Here is a 13,621-nt window from a genome sequence, read left to right on the forward strand (position 1 = left end):
CGATCGATGTCCGATCACAACAACGCCTCCGAAGTCGTCATCGTCGGCGGCGGCATCTATGGAACGAGCCTGGCCTACCAGCTCGCGAAGGCGGGCCGCGGCGTCACCCTGCTCGAGGCCGGCGAGATCGCCGGCGGCGCCTCGGGCGGCCCCGGAGAACGCGGCGTCCGGGCCAGCGGCCGCGACCTGCGCGAGCTGCCGGTCTGTGCGCTGGCCCAGCGGCTCTGGGCCGAATACCAGGCCAAGATCGAGGGCGGCGTCGGCTACCGCCGCGTCGGCGGCCTCAAGATCTACGACGTCTCCTACGGCCATCGCGAGCACGAGGTGCGCGGCCGCATGGAAGCGACCGCGGCGGTCCAGGCGAGCCTCGGCACACCCTCCGACGTGCTCTCGCGCGACGAGGCCCTGGCGCGCGAGCCCGAACTCGCACCGGGTATCCTCGGCGCCATCTGGTGCCCGAATGACGGCGTCGGCGATCACAGCTTCGCCACGCGCCAATTCGCCAAGGAAGCGGCCAAGGCCGGCGTCGTGATCCGGACCGGCGCCAAGGTCACCGAGATCGTGCAGACCCGCGGGACGGTGACCGCGGTCAAGCTTGTGAGCGGAGAGAGCGTGCCGGTGGGGTCGCAGCTGGTCGTCGTCGCCAATGCCGGTGCCGAGGCGCTGCTGAAGCCGGTGCTGAAGCCGCATGAACTCGGGCCGATCTGGAACCTGATGCCGCAGATGCACTTCGTCTCAAATCCGTTGAACAAGACGGTCAACCATCTGCTGTCGCACGCTCATCGCCGACTCGCGGTGAAGCAGCTGCCCGACGGCACCATAATGCTGTCCGGCGGCGCCCATGTCGGCCACACCCCGGAGGGGCTGTGGAAGGGCTCGCTCAGCTCGATGACGCAGAACATCACGGACGCCGTGCTGACCCTGCCCTTCATCGACAACTCCAGCTTCCTCAGCTTCGATGCCTCGCGGGTCGAGGCGGTGGCGGTCGACCAGATCCCGCTGATCGGCCGGGCCGAGGCGCTGCCGAACCTGACCTATGGCTATGGCTGGTCGGGCCACGGCTTCGCGATCTCGCTTGGCTTCACCAAGCTGTTCGCGGACTGGATCCAGAGCGGCGAGAAGCCGGAGGCGCTGGAGCCGTTCTCGCCGCTGCGCTTCCACAAGCCGGCCGAGATGCTCAAGGCCGCCGCGCTCGCCCGCGCCGCGGCCTGACCCTTCGCACGTGACCGATGCCAACCGGCGGATGCGGGACGACCGCATCCGCCGCAGGACAGGATTTGGATTCATGCTGACCGATTTCGACCCGACCCGCCCGGGCAAGACCATCCAGGACCTCGGCCCGATCACGGGGCCGCTGGACGGGGTCGCAGGCGACGTCATCTGCTGCATCAACAATGGCGAGGGCGGTTCGGTGCTGCTGCTCGGCGGCATCCATGGCGACGAATACGAGGCGCAGATCGTCCTGCGCCAGCTGGCCGAGCGGCTGACGCCGGCCGACGTCACCGGCCGCCTCATCATTGTCCCCTCGCTGAACTTCCCCGCGGCGCAAAAGGGCAAGCGCCTCTCGCCCTTCGACGGCCAGAACATGAACCGCTGCTTCCCCGGCAAGGAAGACGGCACGCCAACAGAACGGCTCTGCGCCTTCGTGACGAAGCGGCTCTTCCCGGCGGTCGAAATCCTGATCGACGTCCATGCCGGCGGCGGCGACGTCTCGGTGGTGCCGATGGTATTCGGTTTCGCGACCGACAAGAGCGTCGTCGACGATGCCCGGCTGAACCGGCTGATGGAGGCCTGGGGCTATCGCTTCGTCCAGCATGTCGACGGGATCGACGAGACCGCCTGCGGCGCCGCCAAGCTGGCCGACCTCGCCTCGATCGAGGTCGAAGGCGGGGGAGGGCGGATGAAGCCGGCCGAACTGACGATCATGGAGGAGGGCCTCCTGCGGGCGCTGGCCGATTTCGGCGCGATCAAGCCGAAGCTCGCGCCGGTGCCGTTTTCCGGCGTGCATTTCACCGCTGGCCCGGAGGGGCATTATCTCGCGCGTGAGCCCGCACTGGTGGAGCATTGCATCGCACTCGGCGACCAGGTTGAGAGCGGGCAACTAGTCGCGCGACTGTACCCGACTGGCGGGGAATCCGCGGCGGCGCTTGAGATCAGGGCGCCGGTGTCGGGCTACGTCCTGCGCCAAACCGAGCACACCTTCGTGGCTAAAGGGCAGCTCGTTGGAAACATCGGCAGTCTGATCTAGGCAAGGTAAGTTCTTTATTAATGAAGAAGCTACATCGCCTTTAGAGCCGCGAAGTTGGGCGGTCTCACGGTTCTTTGGGAGCGGATCAAAGCGGGCGCGACGAGCGTCCGCTTCGGGTCGATACCGTTAAAGTGGTCGGCGTTGCTGTTGGTTTGAAGTCCTGATTCAGTCGTCCTCGGGCGGAGGGCGGCGTGATGATGGGCGAACGGCGGGTGGCGCAGGAGGCGGCGATCGACGCCGATGTGAAGCGGCTCGTGCGCGTCGCCAACGCCTGCCGGCGGCTTATGACCATCCCCGGCGTGGGCCAGCTCACTGCGTTGGCCCTCACCGCCATCGTCGATGATCCGTCGCGTTTCAGGCGCTCACGGATCTCGGGGCCTATCTCGGCCTCGTGCCGCGTCGCTTTCAATCCGGCGAGATCGACTATGTCGGCGGCATCAAGCGCGTGCGGACCCTGCTCTGCGAGGCCGCCAACGTCATGAAGGTTCGGCCGTATTGCGCCCATACCCACCGTTCGACCTACGCCGATCAAACTGGTCAAACCGACCAAAGCGGGACCTCGGAGCACACCCGACGGGAAGGCCAGTGTGATTTCAGGGCCGCCACTGCGTCATGTTTCTTGGGAAGCGCAAACAAGGTTCCGCTGGATTGCCCGGGTGTGACGGCGATCCGCGCGGCCCGTATGGCCGTGTTAAGGTCCATCCGTGATCGAGGGAGGATGGCAAGTCATGGAAACCGCACAACTACGATATAATTGGGCTGATGCCGACGTCTACGAGGCTTTCATGGGGCGCTGGAGCGAACATCTGGCAAGCCCATTTCTCGCCCGTGTCAATGTCGCTCCAGGCGGTCGCGTACTCGATGTAGCCTGTGGGACAGGTGTGTTGACGAAAGCACTGGCCGAGGCGGGCGCGCATGTGATCGGTGTTGATGCATCGGAGGGATACCTGGAAGGAGCCCGCCTTCGTCGATCTCACCCCAATATCGCCTATTAACACGGCGATGTTCGGCACATGCGGTTCGGCAATAACGTATTCGATGCGGCCGTTTCCACGCTGGCCCTGGACGTTATCCCGGAAATTGAACAGGTAGTTGCCGAGATGAAGCGCGTGACCCGTCCGGGCGGCGTGGTCGCGTCCGCTGTTACCCAGTTCTTTGGTGGCATGCCCGCCTTCGACCTCGTCTATAACACCGGTGCTGTGCTTGAGAGCGACGTCGCCAGGATGAGATCCATGCGGGCGGGGCGCAAGCAATTCTGGCCTAACGGTCAGGCGGCGTTGTGGCGGAAGATCGGCCTCGCCGACGTGACGGAGGTTCCCGTTGTCGTGGATTGCGAGTATCAGTCCTTCGCGGATTATTGGGCTACCTTCACCGACGGCCCGGGCAGCGTCACAGGCATGTTGATGGCACTTTCGGATGACGCCCGCGCTTCGATCAAGCAGCATGTTCGTGCCGGATATCTGGTTGGCTTGCCGGATGGACCCCGATCATTTCCCATGATGGTCCGTGTGGTGCGCGGCGTGGTCCCAGCCTGATCCTGGAGGGCATGCAATGGGCCTGCTAGGGTCCGGTGGGCCAAACTGCGACGTCTATCGAAACTAGGTGAATTCCGCTTTTGCATTCCGGTCGCTCAAGGCAGTCCGACTGCTCTCGGCCAACGGCGGTCGCTTAATGGCGTCCCGCACGAGGTCCGACTTGGGTTGGGAACAGAAGGCAGGCCGCCACTCGGCAATGTCGGCTTCCGGGCAATGCGCCAATGTCCGCAAATGGCGCTTCCCGAAGAAGGCCTCCGTTCAGGCTCGCCCTAAATCGGCAATTGGCGCATGCCAGAAGTCAGCTCAACGGCCGTACGGCAGTATCGCGTGATCGCCAGGGGCATCAATAGAGGAGGTCGAACTGCAGCCTAGAACCGGACGGGCAGTTCATCCTTCTGCAGCGTCGCGCTTCGCCTGCGCAACTTGCGATGCCTTCCGCAGGCGTCCTCGCTCTGCCGGACGGACCAGCGAATTGACGTCCTTGTCCGGAATGTCTCGCATGCCTTGGCTGGCATGGCGCGTGTTGAACGGGATGTTCTTGCGCTGTGCTTCCATTTTCATGTGGAGCGCGCGTTGGGCATTCTCGACGAGAGTGTGGTTTTTGGCCATCTCCTCCCGGCGCTGGATTTCCGCATTCAGTCGTTTCAGCGCGGTTGCGAGAACGGTCGCTTTCAGACTCGATCCGGCATTTCCGGCGCTGGGTTCCGCTCCCTTCGGCGGTGCCTTGCCTCGCATTTCGCGGCGCTGCTGATTGGCATGCGATGACGCCTTGTCGCGAAGATCACGAAGGCGTTTCAAAAGCGCACTCAGTTCGTCGTCCGGCAAGTCTTGCACGGCGGGATGTCGGGTTTGGGCGACGACGGCACGCTCGTCGGTATTGAGCGCGCGCTCCTCTTCCTTGCGGGTCAGGGACATGCTGGCCTCCTCCTGATGGTTGCTGCGCTTCTACCACTCCCGATCACGTCGGCCGACGGAGCCAAAATTCAGGTCAGTATGTTGTCCTTCGCATAGATCGCTCCGGCAAATCCGTGCAGCCGAGCAGCGAGAGCAGCTCTCGCTCGACATTGCGCTGCATGGAATGCAGCGGCAAGGCATTGGGTTCGAGCCCGAACGGGTCCTCGAGCTGGTGCCCCAGAGCGTCGAGCCCGAAGAAGGTGTAGGCAACCAGCAGGACACCGGCAACACCGTTCACCAGCCGAGAGACCCAGCCAGGGCGAAAGGCAGAGTCAGGCAAAAGATCAGCGCCGTCCGGTGCAGGAGCAGCGAGTAAGCGAACGGGACCGGCGTATGCCCAACCCGGTCCTGGCGTCCTCTGTCCTTACCCTTCTCCTGGCGCTGTCCACCGCCGCGTCCGGTATCGTACGGATCTGGCTCGGAGCAGGAACGATGCCTGAGCGCGGCTGGGGCTGGATCGTCGCTTCCGGCGTTCTCTCGACGGTCGTCGGGTTGATCTTTCTGATCGGCTGGCCGGTCGACAGTGCATGGCTGTTGGGTCTGGTCCTGTGCATCGACCTGATCTTTCAGGGCTGCGGGCTGGTGGGCCTCGGTCTTCGCGCAAGGGCGGGGCGCTGACCGGCCATCTTCAGCGGGTTTGCGTTTGCCGCCGCGGAAGTCGGCATTGGCAAGGAACCAGGACGAGCCCGGCAAGTTGGCTCGTAACATCCCAGACGCGCTGCAGGTGATGCAGCCGGATCGGAGGCGTTCATGACTGGCGGAAAAGATGAGGCCAGGCGGGGGCGCGGCACGCCCTCCGGCGAGTCGAGAAAGCCGGCCGCTGCCGGCGCGTCAGCGCGCATGGACGAAAGCGGCGAAGCCGCCGCCGGGCAGGGGGCCGTCAACGAACCGGCAACGCCCCCGGAGAGTGTAACGCTGGCCGCGCTCCAGTCCGAGAACGCTGCGCTGAAGGATCGCCTGCTACGGGCGCTGGCGGAAACCGAGAATGTCCGCCGCCGGGCAGAACGCGACCTGCACGATGCGCGCCAGTATGCCGTCGCGAAATTCGCCCGAGACCTGCTGCCGGTGGTCGACAACATGGAGCGCGCCATCGCCAGCGTTCCAGCGGAAGTTCGCCGAAGCGAGGGCGCGGTGAAGGCTTTGATCGAGGGCGTCGCGCTCACTGAGAAAGAGCTGCTGCGCGTCCTGGCGAAGCATGGCGTGCATAAGCTCACGCCGGTCGGTGAGCGGTTCGATCCACATTTTCACGAAGCACTGTTCGAGGTTCCCGATCCGACCGTTCCGGACGGCACGGTCAGCCAGGTCGTCGAGCCCGGCTATTCCATCGGGACACGCCCGTTGCGCCCGGCCAAGGTCGGGGTCGCGCGCGGCGGCCCGTCGGGCAAGCCACCCTCTGGACGCTAGAGCCGAACAGAAGCCGCCTCGAAAGGCAGGGAGCATGGTCGATGAAGAAGATCGTAGCGACAACCGGCCCTTCGCTTGCCGCGGCGGCGCTCATTGTCGGTCCGTCTCTCGGGGCAGATTTCGCTTGCCCGGACCTCAGCCAGCTCGCCACGCCGCCGGCTGTGGCGGGTCTCGATGCGCGCTTGCCCAAGGGCTTCGCGCTGGAGCAGAGCGACAAGCTTGCCGCCGCGATCACTCTGCTGCGGGAGCATGGGCTGTCGCCCGGCAATACTACCGACCATCTCATTGCCTTCTTCTGTCCGGCAGTGGCGGCCGAGGCCGGTCTCTCCGATGCCGAGAAGCGAGTGCGCGTGATGCGCTTTGCCCAGAAGGTCACGCGCCTCGTCAATGCGCAGAACGATGTCGAGGAGATCATCTACGACATCCCTCTCAAGCCGGGCATTGCCGAAGCGGCGACGGAGCGCGCCAGGCTGGCAGGGCTTACCCTGGAAGTCTGGATCGCCCGGATGGTCGAGGCTGCCATTCGCTAGTTCGATCCCCATGGACATTTTGTCCGAGCGGATCCGGACAGCTTGTCTGAAATGGAGAGTGGTTTTCTCATAAGGGATTGATTTTATTTATTATATTGAGTGTCGTGCCGGTTGCTGGACCGGTCTGACTACGTGTTCCTCAGCGGCGCTGATTGGGTCGGATCTCATGGCACAAGATGTCTCGCCTCCTGATCGTCCACAAAGTCCTCTGGAGCGTCGCGTCGAGGCACCGTTTCACGCGCTCCACCGTGAAGTGAACCGCCTGTTCGACGACGTCTTTCATGGCAGGCTGGCCGGCGCGTTCCACGCCGGTCTTCACCATGCTGCGCCGATGGGCCCGGTCATGGACGTGAGCAGCAACGATCAAGACGTTCGTGTCACCGTCGAGTTGCCTGGAATCGACAGCAACGACATCGATATCTCACTCGACGGCGATCTCCTGACGATACGCGCCGAGAAGAAGGCCGATAGCGTCGATCCGAAGGACAACTTCCACATTGTCGAGCGGTCCTACGGCAACCTCCAGCGGACGGTGAAGCTTCCCTGCGCGGTGGTCCCGGGTCGGGCCCAGGCCCGCTTCGACAATGGCGTCCTGATCGTGACGCTGCCCAGACCTCCACAGCAGGCCGCCAGCCGCAAGATCCCGATTGGAGCGCGCGAAGAGGTGACGCCTGCGGTCCAGGTCCAGCCGCCCTCGGCTCAAGGTCCGAAGGGAGCTCGGTGAAGCGGGACCGGCGCCAAACACGACAATCAACACACGACAGGGAGGCAGCGCGATGTCCAAAGTCATCGGAATTGATCTCGGAACGACGAATTCTTGCGTTGCCGTCATGGACGGCAAGAGCGCGCGCGTTATCGAAAACGCCGAGGGCGCGCGGACGACGCCTTCGATCGTGGCGTTCACTTCCGACGGCGAGAGGCTTGTCGGTCAGCCGGCGCGGCGGCAGTCGGTGACCAATCCCACCAACACCATCTTCGCGGTCAAGCGCCTGATCGGCCGTCGCTACGACGATCCGACCGTCGACAAGGACAAGGCGCTGGTGCCCTACAAGATCATCAAGGCGGGCAATGGTGACGCCTGGGTCGAAGCAGAAGGCAAGCCATATTCGCCGTCGCAGATCTCGGCCTTCATCCTGCAGAAGATGAAGGAAACGGCCGAGGCCAATCTCGGCGAGAAGGTCACCCAGGCCGTCATCACGGTTCCTGCCTATTTCAATGACGCCCAGCGCCAGGCGACGAAGGATGCCGGCAAGATCGCCGGACTCGAGGTGCTGCGCATCATCAACGAGCCGACCGCGGCCGCGCTCGACCGAGAAAACGCTGTCGGAGCACAGCGCCACATTGTCCGAGCCGGATCGTCGTGCCGTCGATGATGCCGTCACCGCTCTGCGCGACGCAGCCAAGGGGGAGGACATCGCGGCGATCGAGACGAAGGCGAATGCCCTGCAGCAGGCCTCGATGAAGCTTGCCGAAGCGATGCAGGCCTCGTCACAGGCCGGCCCCGATGCCGGCTCCGGAGCCGCACGGGCCGACGGCGATGGTATCGTCGATGCCGAGTTCACCGAGATCGGAGACGACGACAAGAAGAACAAGAAGAAAAAGGGATGACGTGGCGGCGAAAGCGCGGTTCAGCCCGGTCGGGCCGGGATGGTGTCATGCACAGGAGGGGTGTCATGAAGGACGCCGAACGCAGCGTGCGCGTGACGGTCACGGGCAACGGGCCTTATCTGGTGGCGGGCCGTGTCCGGCTTTCCGAGCTGACCATTGCGACCGATGCGGCGGGGGTATCGGAGCAATGGATCGCGCGGGATCGTCCCGGAGAGAAAGCGACCGTCGCGCTTTGCCGATGCGGACATTCAAACAGCAAGCCGTTCTGCGACGGTTCCCACGCCAAAGTCGGCTTCGACGGTACCGAGGTCGCGAACAGAACGCCTTATCTCGAACGGGCGCAGGCCTTCGACGGCCCCGAGCTCGCGCTGCTCGACGTCGAGGCCCTCTGTGCGTTCGCACGCTTCTGCGATGCCAATGGGCGGGTCTGGAACGAAGTCGCCGAGACGGGTGATCCGGAGGTGCGTGAAACCTTCATCCACCAGGTTCAGAATTGCCCCTCGGGGCGCCTTGTTGCCTGGGACAGGGCCCTGCAGGCGGCGCTCGAGCCGCATGTCGAGCCCTCAATCGGATTCATCGAGGATCCCGCCGAGGGTTGCAGTGGCCCGATCTGGTTGCGCGGCGGGATCGCCGTCGTCTCTGCCGATGGCGAGCAGTACGAGGTTCGCCAGCGTGTGACCCTGTGTCGTTGCGGCGGCTCCAGAAACAAGCCCTTCTGCGATGGGACGCATGCCGCTATCAAATTTCACGCGAAGTGACAGAATTCGGCGTGCGCCGCGCCGCCGCACAGGCCTTCGGAGTAGCCCGTGAAAAATCCCTATGAGGCCCTCGGTGTCGCCTTGACAGCTTCCCCCGCCGAGATCCAGAGCGCCTATCGCAAGCTGGCAAAAAAGCTGCACCCCGACCTCAACCCCGGCGACAAGGCCGCCGAGGAGAAGTTCAAGGAGGTGGCGGCCGCCTATGATCTGCTGAGCGATGCCGACAAGCGGCGGCGTTTCGACGCGGGCGAAATCGATGCCTCCGGCGCTGAGCGGCCGCAGCACCACTACTATCGGGATTTCGCGACCTCGGATCAGGGCGACCCTTACGCCGATGCGTCCGGCTTCGCCGATTTCATGGACCAGGACGATGCCTTCGCAGACCTCCTCCGGCGCAGCCAGCGGGCGCGCGCGAACCGGCGCGGTCAGGATCTGCACTATCATCTGGCGATCGACTTCGCGGATTCGATCACCGGCGGAACCAAGCGGCTCGATCTGCCGGATGGCAGCACGATCGACGTGAAGATCCCGCCCGGCCTCGTCGACGGACAGACGCTCCGGCTTAAGGGCAAGGGCGCCCCCGGTACTGGCAAGGAGGGGCCGGGCGATGCCCTCATCGAGGTCGCGGTCCGGCCTGACCGGCGCTTTACCCGCGAGGGCGACGACATCACCTTCGAGCTGCCGATTTCGCTGACGGAGGCGGTGCTCGGCGGACAGGTCAGGGTGCCGACGCCGACGGGCGACGTCACGATGTCGGTGCCGAAGGGGGCGAACACCGGAACCAAGCTGAGATTGCGCGGCAAGGGCGCCCCGAAGCGCGGCGGCGGCCAAGGCGATCAGCTCGTCAAGTTGAAGGTGGTGCTGCCGAAGGCAGCGGATCCTGAGCTCGAAGCCTTTGTGTCGAGCTGGAAGGACAAGGACTACAATCCGCGCGAGGGCAGGGCGTCATGAGGATGACCAAGCAGGAGTTCCTGATCTCGTCGGGGCTGCAAGTGCAGGTGCTGGAGTTCTGGCTGGAGCAGCGCTGGCTCGTGCCGGAGGAGGCGGCCGGCGAGATGCACTTCCACGATATCGACATCGCGCGCGCCCACCTCATCCGACAGCTCAAGGACGATCTCGGCGCCAACGACGAGGGCATCGATGTGATCTTGCATCTCGTGGACCAGGTCCACGGCCTGCGGCGCGTCCTCGCCGAGCTGCGGGAGGGAATGAAGGAGCGCCAGGGCTAGCGCGCGTTTTCGCGCCGGGCGCATCCGGAGCAGACACTTGGAAGCAGGATGATTCTGCCCGCCTCCGCCTGTTCATTTCAGGTTCGCGCGGGCCGAGGCGAGAGGCTAACATGAACGAAGCATTGGCGGCCCAGAGGCGGGGCGACACCGACACGCTCGTCCTGCAGGCCCTGGTTCGAAAGCTGGTCGCGAAAGGCGTGCTGACGCAGGACGATGTCCGGTCTCTGCTCTTCGACGCGGCAAAGCAGATGAACGAGGTCGGCAGCGAGCAGACCGATCAGGCAGCCTGGTGCATGGTCGATCAAGATCTGGCGCCGGCCTTCCTGAGAGAAGGATAAGGTGCGAGCCGCGGTGCCGGCGGCTTGGCTGCTGCCCGCGCAGCGACAGCCGGCAGCCGTCGCGGCTATGGACACCGACAGGCTTCAACCCAGGAGGGCTTCAGGATGACGGACAAGGTCAAGGAGAACATGGAGGTCATCGGCGCCGACGGCGTCCATGTCGGAACGGTCGATCGCGTCGAGGGAGAGCGGATCAAGCTCAAGAAGAGCGACAGCTCCGGCCGACATGAGGGCCACCACCACTATATCGAACTCGGCTTCGTCGCCGGCGTCGAAGGCAACAAGGTGCGCCTTTCCGCCAATGCGGACATCGCCGTGACGCTCGAGGAAGAGCCATCGGGCAAGCCGGTCGACCTTTGATAGCCTCTGGCCGCAGTCCCCGGGGAAGGGTGGCTGCGGCCACCCTTCCCGAGAAGGATGGGTTCGATGCAGCAATATGATCTCTACCTCAACGCCAAGAAACCCGCGATCGGCCTGTATGTCCGCAGCGGCGCGAAGCTGCCGGACTTCGCCGACCCGAAGGAATGGATCTTCGACGGCACTGCCGCCGCGGATCTGTTGCCTCCCAGCGTGATCGAAGGCGTCGCAAGCGCCGGCCACGCCTTCCGCGACATGGATTGAGAGACCCGGAGGCGCGCGGCGTCGGCGTCCGGCATGGGGAGAGGTTGGCGCTCTGCCGCCTCTCTTCCATCGGATGCTAGGTTGGCGCGATTATCGGTATGGTTGTCCGGGCGACCGGCGTGGTTTCGAGCAAAGGCTACCAAGCAGGGTCGTCCATGGATTCAAGTCTGCCTTCCGTGATCTCGCAGCCGGTCGTGGCGACGCTGACGCGTTCGGCGATGTTCCTCGTCGTGACGATCAATCCCGGCAGCGGGCCCGAAACGACCGTGCGCGGCCTGTGCGCCGATCTCTCGTCGTTGCTGCGGGCTGTCGGCTTCCGCGATCTCCAGGGCAACCTGTCCTGCGTGATGGCTTTCGGCTCGCAGGCCTGGGACCGCCTCTTCGACGGACCGCGGCCAAACGAGTTGCACCCGTTCCAGGAAATCCGCGGCGTGCATCATGCTGTCTCCACGCCTGGCGACATCCTGTTCCATATCCGCGCGACGACGCGGATGGATCTGTGCTTCGAACTGGCCAAGCAGATCATGATCCGGCTCGACGGCGCCATCACCGCCGTCGACGAGGTCCACGGCTTCAGCTATTTCGACGATCGCGACCTGATCGGCTTCGTCGACGGGACCGAGAACCCGGCAGGACCGGACGCCATCCGCGCGACCCTCATCGGCGACGAGGACGCTGCCTTCGCTGGCGGCAGCTACGTCATCGTGCAGAAATACCTGCATGATATGGCTGGTTGGGAGAAGGTGCCGGTCGAGGAGCAGGAAAACATCATCGGCCGCTACAAGCTTTCTGATATCGAGCAGTCCGATGCGTTGAAGAAGCCCTATGCCCACAATGTCCTGACCAGCATCACCGAGGATGGCGAGCCCGTCGACATCCTGCGCGACAACATGCCCTTCGGCCAGGTCGGGACCGGCGAGTTCGGCACCTATTTCATCGGCTACGCCCGCACTCCGCGCCGGATCGAGCGCATGCTGGAGAACATGTTCGTCGGCTCGCCGCCGGGCAACTACGACCGGCTGCTCGATTTCAGCCGCGCGGTGACCGGCTCGCTGTTCTTCGTGCCGACAGCGACCTTTCTCGATGGCGTCACGGCGGAGAAGGCTGCCCCCGACGCCGAGCCCCAGGCTTCTGTCGCGCCCGAGCCGGCGCCGGCGACAACCCTATCCAGATCGCCCGGCGACGGCTCGCTCGGCATCGGCTCCCTGAAGGAAGAGGCAGGCCATGAATAATCTGCACCGGGAGCTCGCTCCCATCTCCGACGCTGCCTGGGCGCAGATCGAGGAGGAGGCGTCGCGCACGTTGAAGCGCTATCTCGCCGCGCGTCGCGTCGTCGATGTGGTCGGCCCCAGGGGGACGGGCTACGCGGCCGCGGGCACGGGGCATACGCGCGCGATCGAAGCGCCGGGCGAGGGCATCCACTCTCTGCTGCGAGAGGTCCAGCCCCTGGTCGAATTGCGCGTTCCCTTCACGTTGACGCGCGAGGCGATCGACGATGTCGAGCGCGGCTCTGACGATTCAGACTGGCAACCGCTGAAGGATGCGGCGAGACGATCGCCTTCGCCGAGGATCGCGCGGTCTTCGAAGGTTATGCCGCGGCCGGGATCGGCGGCCTCCGCGCCGGCAGCAGCAACGCCGCCTGTCGTTGCCGGGTAATCTCGATGACTATCCGGAGGCAATCGCCAAGGCGCTGAATGACCTCAAGCTGGCCGGTTGCAACGGCCCCTATGCGCTGGTGCTGGGTGGCGACGCTTATCTGGCGGCGAGCGGCGGCAACGAGGAAGGCTACCCGATCTTCCATCATATCGAGCGCATCGTCGATGGCGGGGTGGTCTGGGCGCCGGCGATCGAGGGCGGCTTCGTGCTCACCACGCGCGGCGGCGATTTCGAGCTCGACATCGGCCAGGACATCTCGATCGGCTATCTCGGCCACAGTGGCCACGACGGTCGAGCTCTATCTGCAGGAGAGCTTCACCTTCCGGATGCTAACCTCGGAGGCGGCCGTCGCGCTCGCACCGCAAGGCGAGTAGCCCGCTCCGGCGGGTCCGCCGAGGTCGCGCAATCGTACCCCGCGGAGCTCTGGGAACTGACGGGGCTCAAGCCAAGGCGGGCAAAATGCCCGATGAACGGACCTATTAATCCTTAGCCCGACCAAGGACGCAAGCTCTTGAATTTGCTAAGTCGGCTGCCACGAACGAGGAACGGAGGCGCCGTTCTTCACGCGCCCAAGGAGTGAAGCGTGCGATTGGGGAAGGATCCTGCCGTTGACGATCGAGGAAAGCCGATGACAGTAGCCTGCCGGCGAGGGGAGAAACGCCGTCGTCGCCCCGCGAGCGCATTAAGGAGCGCGGAATATGATCATCCGGATAATGGCTCCAGAACCCGTTGACAGAGCG

The 13,621-nt window shown here is 64.7% G+C and carries 17 protein-coding genes and 4 pseudogenes; 18 read left to right on the top strand and 3 right to left on the bottom strand.

From position 1 onward, the window contains the following. The first annotated feature begins 6 nt into the window (after positions 1-6). The 4 genes and pseudogenes from FQV39_RS31515 (at position 7) to FQV39_RS31530 (ending at position 3,783) form a co-directional block, all read left to right on the top strand. Positions 7-1,212 (top strand): NAD(P)/FAD-dependent oxidoreductase, encoded by a 1,206-nt coding sequence (locus FQV39_RS31515; RefSeq protein ID WP_149134384.1) that lies wholly within the window; start codon positions 7-9, stop codon positions 1,210-1,212. 73 nt (positions 1,213-1,285) lie between these two features. Beyond that, a complete protein-coding gene (locus tag FQV39_RS31520; RefSeq protein ID WP_187640367.1) occupies positions 1,286-2,248 on the top strand; it encodes a M14 family metallopeptidase in 963 nt (320 codons plus the stop codon). A 212-nt stretch (positions 2,249-2,460) separates the two neighbouring features. After that, positions 2,461-2,738 (top strand): annotated as a pseudogene (locus FQV39_RS31525) (transposase); the annotation flags it as partial. A 295-nt stretch (positions 2,739-3,033) separates the two neighbouring features. Beyond that, a pseudogene (locus tag FQV39_RS31530) lies at positions 3,034-3,783 on the top strand (class I SAM-dependent methyltransferase). Positions 3,784-4,170: 387 nt separating this feature from the next. Here the strand turns inward: FQV39_RS31530 and FQV39_RS31535 are convergent. The 3 genes from FQV39_RS31535 to FQV39_RS34510 form a co-directional block, all read right to left on the bottom strand. Further along, entirely contained in the window at positions 4,171-4,698 is a 528-nt protein-coding gene (locus tag FQV39_RS31535) for a hypothetical protein (RefSeq protein ID WP_149134386.1), read from the bottom strand. 73 nt (positions 4,699-4,771) lie between these two features. Then, positions 4,772-4,975 carry a hypothetical protein gene (locus tag FQV39_RS34505; RefSeq protein WP_472840677.1) on the bottom strand — a complete coding sequence of 68 codons (204 nt, stop codon included), beginning with the start codon at positions 4,973-4,975 and terminating at the stop codon, positions 4,772-4,774. After that, entirely contained in the window at positions 4,972-5,046 is a 75-nt protein-coding gene (locus FQV39_RS34510; protein WP_472840682.1) for a hypothetical protein, read from the bottom strand. The genes FQV39_RS34505 and FQV39_RS34510 overlap by 4 nt, the downstream gene beginning before the upstream one ends. Before the next feature lie 24 nt (positions 5,047-5,070). On the opposite strand from FQV39_RS34510, the gene FQV39_RS33440 reads away from it, so the two are divergent. The 14 genes and pseudogenes from FQV39_RS33440 (at position 5,071) to FQV39_RS31605 (ending at position 13,371) form a co-directional block, all read left to right on the top strand. After that, positions 5,071-5,355, top strand: coding sequence for a DUF308 domain-containing protein (locus FQV39_RS33440; protein WP_187640396.1), 285 nt, complete (start codon positions 5,071-5,073; stop codon positions 5,353-5,355). Between the two features lie 132 nt (positions 5,356-5,487). Further along, a complete protein-coding gene (gene grpE, locus FQV39_RS31545; protein ID WP_248313529.1) occupies positions 5,488-6,141 on the top strand; it encodes a nucleotide exchange factor GrpE in 654 nt (217 codons plus the stop codon). A 41-nt stretch (positions 6,142-6,182) separates the two neighbouring features. After that, entirely contained in the window at positions 6,183-6,671 is a 489-nt protein-coding gene (locus FQV39_RS31550; RefSeq protein WP_149134387.1) for a hypothetical protein, read from the top strand. Positions 6,672-6,837: 166 nt separating this feature from the next. Beyond that, on the top strand, positions 6,838-7,395 hold the full coding sequence (locus tag FQV39_RS31555; RefSeq protein WP_149134388.1) for an Hsp20/alpha crystallin family protein: 558 nt from the start codon (positions 6,838-6,840) through the stop codon (positions 7,393-7,395). Between the two features lie 52 nt (positions 7,396-7,447). Then, positions 7,448-7,978 (top strand): annotated as a pseudogene (locus FQV39_RS31560) (Hsp70 family protein); the annotation flags it as partial. 34 nt (positions 7,979-8,012) lie between these two features. After that, positions 8,013-8,279, top strand: coding sequence for a hypothetical protein (locus tag FQV39_RS31565; RefSeq protein WP_149134389.1), 267 nt, complete (start codon positions 8,013-8,015; stop codon positions 8,277-8,279). Between the two features lie 65 nt (positions 8,280-8,344). After that, positions 8,345-9,037, top strand: coding sequence for a CDGSH iron-sulfur domain-containing protein (locus FQV39_RS31570; RefSeq protein WP_149134390.1), 693 nt, complete (start codon positions 8,345-8,347; stop codon positions 9,035-9,037). A 48-nt stretch (positions 9,038-9,085) separates the two neighbouring features. Next, positions 9,086-9,988, top strand: a complete 903-nt coding sequence (locus FQV39_RS31575; RefSeq protein WP_149134391.1) for a DnaJ C-terminal domain-containing protein — start codon at positions 9,086-9,088, stop codon at positions 9,986-9,988. 2 nt (positions 9,989-9,990) lie between these two features. Beyond that, a complete protein-coding gene (locus FQV39_RS31580; protein WP_149134489.1) occupies positions 9,991-10,266 on the top strand; it encodes a chaperone modulator CbpM in 276 nt (91 codons plus the stop codon). Between the two features lie 110 nt (positions 10,267-10,376). After that, on the top strand, positions 10,377-10,604 hold the full coding sequence (locus FQV39_RS31585) for a hypothetical protein (protein WP_149134392.1): 228 nt from the start codon (positions 10,377-10,379) through the stop codon (positions 10,602-10,604). Between the two features lie 105 nt (positions 10,605-10,709). After that, positions 10,710-10,964, top strand: coding sequence for a DUF2171 domain-containing protein (locus FQV39_RS31590; protein ID WP_149134393.1), 255 nt, complete (start codon positions 10,710-10,712; stop codon positions 10,962-10,964). Between the two features lie 66 nt (positions 10,965-11,030). After that, positions 11,031-11,225, top strand: a complete 195-nt coding sequence (locus tag FQV39_RS31595; protein WP_149134394.1) for a hypothetical protein — start codon at positions 11,031-11,033, stop codon at positions 11,223-11,225. A gap of 155 nt (positions 11,226-11,380) precedes the next feature. After that, positions 11,381-12,457, top strand: coding sequence for a Dyp-type peroxidase (locus FQV39_RS31600; protein WP_149134395.1), 1,077 nt, complete (start codon positions 11,381-11,383; stop codon positions 12,455-12,457). Continuing rightward, positions 12,450-13,371, top strand: a pseudogene (locus FQV39_RS31605) (family 1 encapsulin nanocompartment shell protein). Before FQV39_RS31600 ends, FQV39_RS31605 begins: the two are co-directional and overlap by 8 nt. The last annotated feature ends 250 nt before the right edge of the window (positions 13,372-13,621 follow it).

The sequence above is a fragment of the Bosea sp. F3-2 genome (assembly GCF_008253865.1).
In the GTDB taxonomy this organism is placed as follows: Bacteria; Pseudomonadota; Alphaproteobacteria; order Rhizobiales; family Beijerinckiaceae; genus Allobosea.